This is a genomic window from Pseudomonas sp. Pseusp97 (assembly GCF_047304025.1).
Classification (GTDB): domain Bacteria; phylum Pseudomonadota; class Gammaproteobacteria; order Pseudomonadales; family Pseudomonadaceae; genus Pseudomonas.
Genome location: NZ_JBGLYK010000591.1, coordinates 1 through 246 on the forward strand (window position 1 = coordinate 1; position 246 = coordinate 246).

The 246-nt window shown below is 39.4% G+C and carries 1 protein-coding gene; it reads right to left on the reverse strand.

Annotated elements, in window-relative coordinates:
• Positions 1-246, reverse strand: a 246-nt coding sequence (locus tag ACCC94_RS30445) for a hypothetical protein (RefSeq protein ID WP_413353265.1), incomplete at both ends; no start/stop codon positions are given.

Consider the following 246-nt stretch of genomic DNA (forward strand, 5'->3'; position numbering starts at 1 on the left):
ATACTTGCTTTTTCAATTTTGAAATTATGATTTCGTGCCTTTTCGTATCGTTCTCCACCGCATCCATAGTTGTATCCGGAAAACCATACGCGCCCTTCATCATTGAGGGTAAGATGCTGTTCTACTTCTTCATCTGGTTCTGGCATAGGACCATAACAGATATTATTGGATACAATACGCATCTTTTTTAATGTTCCTTGAAAGATGAAAGGATTTTCTCCTGAAAGCAGTGCCAGACGGCTAAGT